Source organism: Allofournierella sp. (assembly GCF_017889395.1).
In the GTDB taxonomy this organism is placed as follows: domain Bacteria; phylum Bacillota; class Clostridia; order Oscillospirales; family Ruminococcaceae; genus Allofournierella.
This window is the reverse complement of record NZ_JAGHKE010000145.1, coordinates 1-5,235: the sequence shown is the minus strand read 5'-3', so window position 1 is coordinate 5,235 and position 5,235 is coordinate 1. Positions and strand designations below refer to the sequence as shown.

Below are 5,235 nucleotides of genomic sequence, written 5' to 3'. Positions count from 1 at the left end.
CCGGTGCGGCCATCACCATCAAACGGAGGCGCCAATAATGAAAGCAAAGCGAAACCTGATGATCGGTCTGGTGATCCTGCTGGTGATTCTGGCCGCCGGCGTGTTCGCCGCCAAGACCATCAGCGACCGGGATGCGGCGGCCAGCGCTTCGGAGGACACCAGCATCAACCTCACCTCCATCACCGCATCCTCTGAGATTGAAAGCTTCGGCTACACCTTCGAGGGGGACACCCTGAACTTTGAACAGCGGGAAGAGGTGGTGGAGGCAGAGAGCGAATCCACCAGTGAAGCCGCCGATGCTTTTGCAAGCACTTCGGCCTCGGAGGAGACCGAGCCGGAGACCGAGATCGTCTGGTATCTGGCAGATGACCCGGAATACAAGCTGGACCAGAGCAGTGTGAACAGCATGCTCACCGCGTTTGTGAATCTGGAGGCCAACCGCCAGCTGACCGAGACCAGCGAGGAATACGGCCTGGAAGAGCCCACCCTCACCTTCTGGATGACCGCAGACGGCGAGACCACCACCTGGATCTGCGGCGCTACCAACGATGTGACCGGCACCATTTACCTGCAGAAGCAGGGCGAGGATACGGTCTATCTGGTGGACACCGACAAGGTGACCGTGTTTGAAAAGAGCCGGATGGAGCTGGGCGATACCAGTGATGCCACCGGCGACATCGCCACCAGCGAAGAGGCCATCGGTGAGACAGCGGCCAGCGAGGAGGCTTCCAGTGAACCAGCCGCCAGTGAAGTGACTTCCGCTGAATAATTTAATCTTCAGGCAATCAGAGCCGCCGCGGGGAAAAGTCCTTGCGGCGGCTTTGTTCGTTTGGCAAAAAATCGCCGCCCGGCAGGATGCAGCAAAAACGGCGCGCTGCCCGTGGTAGCATGGGGTCACAAAAGCAGAAAAGAGGAGTGGGATTCATGGGAACGATCCTGTTGCTGTTACTGCTGGGGGCGATGCTGGGCAGTGCGCTGGTCTGCTATGCGGGGGCCTGTGTGTCCGGCCGGGAGGAGCGCCGCGAGGAGCGGCAGCGAAGGCGATGAGCATGCAAAGAGGGAAAAAGCGGCTCGGAATTTTGCGAATTCTGTGATACAATAAAAGGCAGTATGATCACAGGAGAAAAACGCGATGAAACGAATTTGTGCTGGTCTGCTGGCCCACGTGGACGCAGGCAAGACCACCCTGTCTGAGGCGCTGCTGTATCGGGGCGGCTACCTGAAAAAGCTGGGCCGGGTGGACCATAAGGATGCCTTTCTGGATACCAACGCCATGGAGCGGGAGCGGGGCATCACCATCTTTTCCAAGCAGGCGGTGCTCAGCCTGCCCGACGCCCAGATCACCCTGCTGGATACCCCCGGCCATGTGGACTTTTCCGGCGAGATGGAGCGTACCCTTTCGGTGCTGGATTATGCAGTGCTGGTGGTGAGCGGCACCGACGGTGTGCAGAGCCATACCGAGACCGTCTGGAAACTGCTGCGCCGGTACGGGGTGCCGGTGTTTGTATTTGTAAATAAGATGGATCTGGCGGGAGCAGACCGGCAGGCGGTACTGGATCAGCTGGCCCGCCTGGAGGAGGGCTTTGTGCCCTTCGACGGCTCCCTGGACCCGGATGCCTTTGCGGAAGCGCTGGCCATGCAGAGCGAGGAGGCCATGGATGTCTATCTGGAAAACGGCCAGGTGCCTGCCGACCTGATCACCGCCATGGTGGCCCGGCGGCAGGTGTTTCCCTGCCTGTTCGGCTCGGCGCTGAAGCTGCAGGGAGTGGATGAGCTGCTGGAAGCGCTGCAGGCCTATACCCGTCAGCCCAAAGCAGCAGAAGAGTTTGCTGCCCGGGTGTTCAAGATCGCCCGGGATGAGCAGGGCAACCGGCTCACCTGGCTCAAGGTCACCGGTGGCAGTCTGCGGGTGAAGGCGCTGCTTACCGGAGAGGACCCGGACGGCCAGTCCTGGCAGGAAAAAGCAGACCAACTGCGCGTATATTCCGGCGCAAAATTCCAGATGGTAGAACAGGCTCCGGCGGGAACCGTGTGCGCCGTCACCGGTCTGACCCGTACCTGGGCGGGTCAGGGCCTGGGTGAGGAGACCATGGGCCGAGCCCCGGTGCTGCAGCCGGTGCAGAGCTGCCGTCTGCTGCTGCCTGAGGGCTGCGACGCTCATGCAGTGCTGCCCAAGCTGACCCAGCTGCAGGAGGAGGACCCCCAGCTGCGCATCGTGTGGAACGAGCGGCTGGCCGAGATTCATCTGCAGATGATGGGCGAGGTGCAGCTGGACGTGCTCAAGCGCCTGATCTGGGAGCGGTTCGGTCTGGCCGTGGGCTTTGGCCCCGGCAGTATTGTGTATAAGGAGACCATCGCGGGCCCGGTGGAGGGCGTAGGCCATTTTGAGCCCCTGCGCCATTATGCCGAGGTGCATCTGCTGCTGGAGCCGCTGCCCCGGGGCGCGGGCCTGCAGTTTGATACGATTTGCAGCGAGGATGTGCTGGATCGGAACTGGCAGCGGCTGATTCTCACCCACCTGGAGGAGAAGGAGCATCTGGGCGTGCTCACCGGCAGCCCCATCACCGATATGAAGATTACCCTCACCGCGGGCAGAGCACATTTGAAGCACACCGAGGGCGGCGATTTCCGCCAGGCCACCTACCGGGCGGTGCGTCAGGGCCTGATGCAGGCGGACAGCATTCTGCTGGAGCCCTGGTATGAGTTCCGGCTGGAGGTACCCGCCGAGCAGGTGGGCCGGGCCATGGCGGATGTGCAGCGGATGGGCGGCAGCTTTGACCCGCCCGAGCTGTTGGGCGAAACCTCGGTGCTTACCGGCAGCGTACCGGTGGCCGAGATGCGGGGCTATGCCATGGAGCTTGCCGGATATACCCGGGGCAAGGGGCGGCTGTCCTGCACGCTGGCAGGCTACCGGCCCTGCCACGACGCCCCCGCCGTGATCGAGGCGATGGGCTACGACCCCGAGCGGGATACCGAGAACCCGCCGGATTCGGTGTTCTGTGCCCACGGCGCAGGCTATACCGTGAAGTGGGATGAGGTACCCGCCCACGCCCATGTGGAGAGCGGTGTGCGTCTGAACGAGCCGGAACCGGAGGAGCAGCCCGCACCCCGGCAGACCCGGCGGCAGAGCGCACCTGTTTCCTCGCTGGAGGAGGACAAGCAGCTGGCAGCCATCTTCGAGCGCACCTATGGCCCCTCCAAGGGCCGGGAGCTGTTCCGCCCCGCACCGGTGAAGCAGGCGGAGTATCATTTTGAATCCAGCGGGCCGGAGTATCTGCTGGTGGACGGCTATAACCTGATCTTTGCCTGGGAGGAGCTGAAAAAGCTGGCGGCGGATAATCTGGCGGGGGCCCGTCAGGCGCTGGCAGATCTGTTGTGTAATTACAAGGGCTTTCACGATTGCCAGGTGATTCTGGTGTTCGATGCCTACAAGGTGCCCCATGGCACGGGTGAGGTGAGCCGGTATCATAACATCCACATCGTCTATACCAAGGAAGCGGAAACCGCTGATATGTATATTGAAAAGACTACCTATCAGCTGGCAAAAAAGCGCCGGGTGCGGGTGGTCACCTCGGACGGTGCAGAGCAGCTGATCATTCTGGGGCACGGTGCGCTGCGCATTTCGGCCCGCCTGTTCTGCTTTTTTGGCGTTGCTATAGTATAATAAACCCTGTTACAAATAAGCCGGTGTGTCGGAATGGCAGACGATGCGGACTCAAAATCCGTTGGTGGCAACACCGTGTGGGTTCAAGTCCCACCACCGGCACCACGTCGGAATGGACTATGCTCCATTCAAAAAGCCCAGCCGTTTGGCTGGGCTTTTCTCATACCGCTCCGTCATTCCTCCTTTTCCCCACAAAACTTTGCTGTGCAAACTTTCGTGGGGGCCCCGCCCTACGGGCCAAGGAGGAGAAAGGTATCAATTTCATCACGCAAACTCATGTTAAAAGCTACATTTTGAGAAATCAAAGTGTAGCTTTTTTCTTGTGTTTTCATATAGTAAAAATTCCTCCATGCTATACTTCTGGCATGGAGGAATTTTTATGATGCCGGAAATGAGTACTTTTTCTCATAAGAAAGAAAAATTGTGGGTTGCAGCTTACTGTCGAGTCAGCACGAAGCATTGGTAATGTGCTGATGTAGAAAACCTATACACCTGATTTTTTAAAGGGTAAGCAGGAAAAGAATGACGGTACTTTCGGTATGTTTTCGTGGAGAATGCGCAGGAGGCAATTGTTGCTAAAGTGATATTCGAAAAAGTTCAAGAGAGGAAAAAAGCGCATTCAAAAAAGACTTAAAGTTTTGTCTCGAGGCGCATGGTTAGATGGAGATTAGAAAAGATTGTTTTTACTCTAGTGCGAGTATGAAAAGAACATCAAAATCCAGGAGTCTTCGCACCAAGAAATGCCTTTCAAAATGTATCAAACGTCGAAAGAACTTTGACAAATCTCTCAAAATCGCGTATGGTAATGGTATTATAGCAAGTTTAACTACAAAAAAGAAACTGTTTTTGTGGCATTTTGCTGTCGCTCTCCGCAAGGAGAGCGTGGATAGAAATATCAGGTCGCCTGCGATCACGATGTAGGCCCGCTGTCGCTCTCCGCAAGGAGAGCGTGGATAGAAATGGTTTACACTCGCGCCGGTTAAAATCCCGCCGCCGTCGCTCTCCGCAAGGAGAGCGTGGATAGAAATACCCCATTAGTTGAGAAAAAGGTGCCAACTTTCAAGTCGCTCTCCGCAAGGAGAGCGTGGATAGAAATTGCGGCTTCGCGCGTCAGAAATACGGTTTTGCCTACGGTCGCTCTCCGCAAGGAGAGCGTGGATAGAAATTTAGCAGGCTTTTCGCGCCTGCTAACTGATTCCCGTCGCTCTCCGCAAGGAGAGCGTGGATAGAAATTACAGCGCAGTTGTGCCCGATGCCAACGGCAACCGTCGCTCTCCGCAAGGAGAGCGTGGATAGAAATGCATTCGCCTGCAAACGCTGTTTCAAGGCATCGCTGTCGCTCTCCGCAAGGAGAGCGTGGATAGAAATGTCAATGGTCAGCTGCTGTCAGCTGGCCGTAACCCCGTCGCTCTCCGCAAGGAGAGCGTGGATAGAAATTGGTTCTGGGACGAGCATGTGCAGAAGTGGCTGCTGTCGCTCTCCACGAGGAGAGCATTATAAACAAAAGCGTAATTTTCGGCTTATCATTGTGCTGAAATTAAGCTTTTATTTGTTTTGACACGGTGTTTAGG

Annotated in this window: 3 protein-coding genes, 1 tRNA gene and 1 CRISPR repeat array; all 4 genes read left to right on the top strand. The window is 57.3% G+C overall.

Features of this window, described 5'->3' with window-relative positions:
- Positions 1-37: 37 nt before the first annotated feature.
- The 4 genes from J7G73_RS12815 to J7G73_RS12800 all read left to right on the top strand — a co-directional run bounded on the left by J7G73_RS12815 (position 38) and on the right by J7G73_RS12800 (position 3,769).
- Entirely contained in the window at positions 38-769 is a 732-nt protein-coding gene (locus J7G73_RS12815; RefSeq protein WP_291246549.1) for a DUF4340 domain-containing protein, read from the top strand.
- Between the two features lie 155 nt (positions 770-924).
- Entirely contained in the window at positions 925-1,047 is a 123-nt protein-coding gene (locus tag J7G73_RS12810; protein ID WP_275532609.1) for a hypothetical protein, read from the top strand.
- A gap of 85 nt (positions 1,048-1,132) precedes the next feature.
- Positions 1,133-3,664 carry a translation factor GTPase family protein gene (locus tag J7G73_RS12805; protein ID WP_291246548.1) on the top strand — a complete coding sequence of 844 codons (2,532 nt, stop codon included), beginning with the start codon at positions 1,133-1,135 and terminating at the stop codon, positions 3,662-3,664.
- Positions 3,665-3,683: 19 nt separating this feature from the next.
- Positions 3,684-3,769 (top strand) — tRNA-Leu (locus J7G73_RS12800).
- 756 nt (positions 3,770-4,525) lie between these two features.
- Positions 4,526-5,169: a CRISPR direct-repeat array (repeat unit 33 nt; unit sequence GTCGCTCTCCGCAAGGAGAGCGTGGATAGAAAT).
- Between the last annotated feature and the right edge of the window lie 66 nt (positions 5,170-5,235).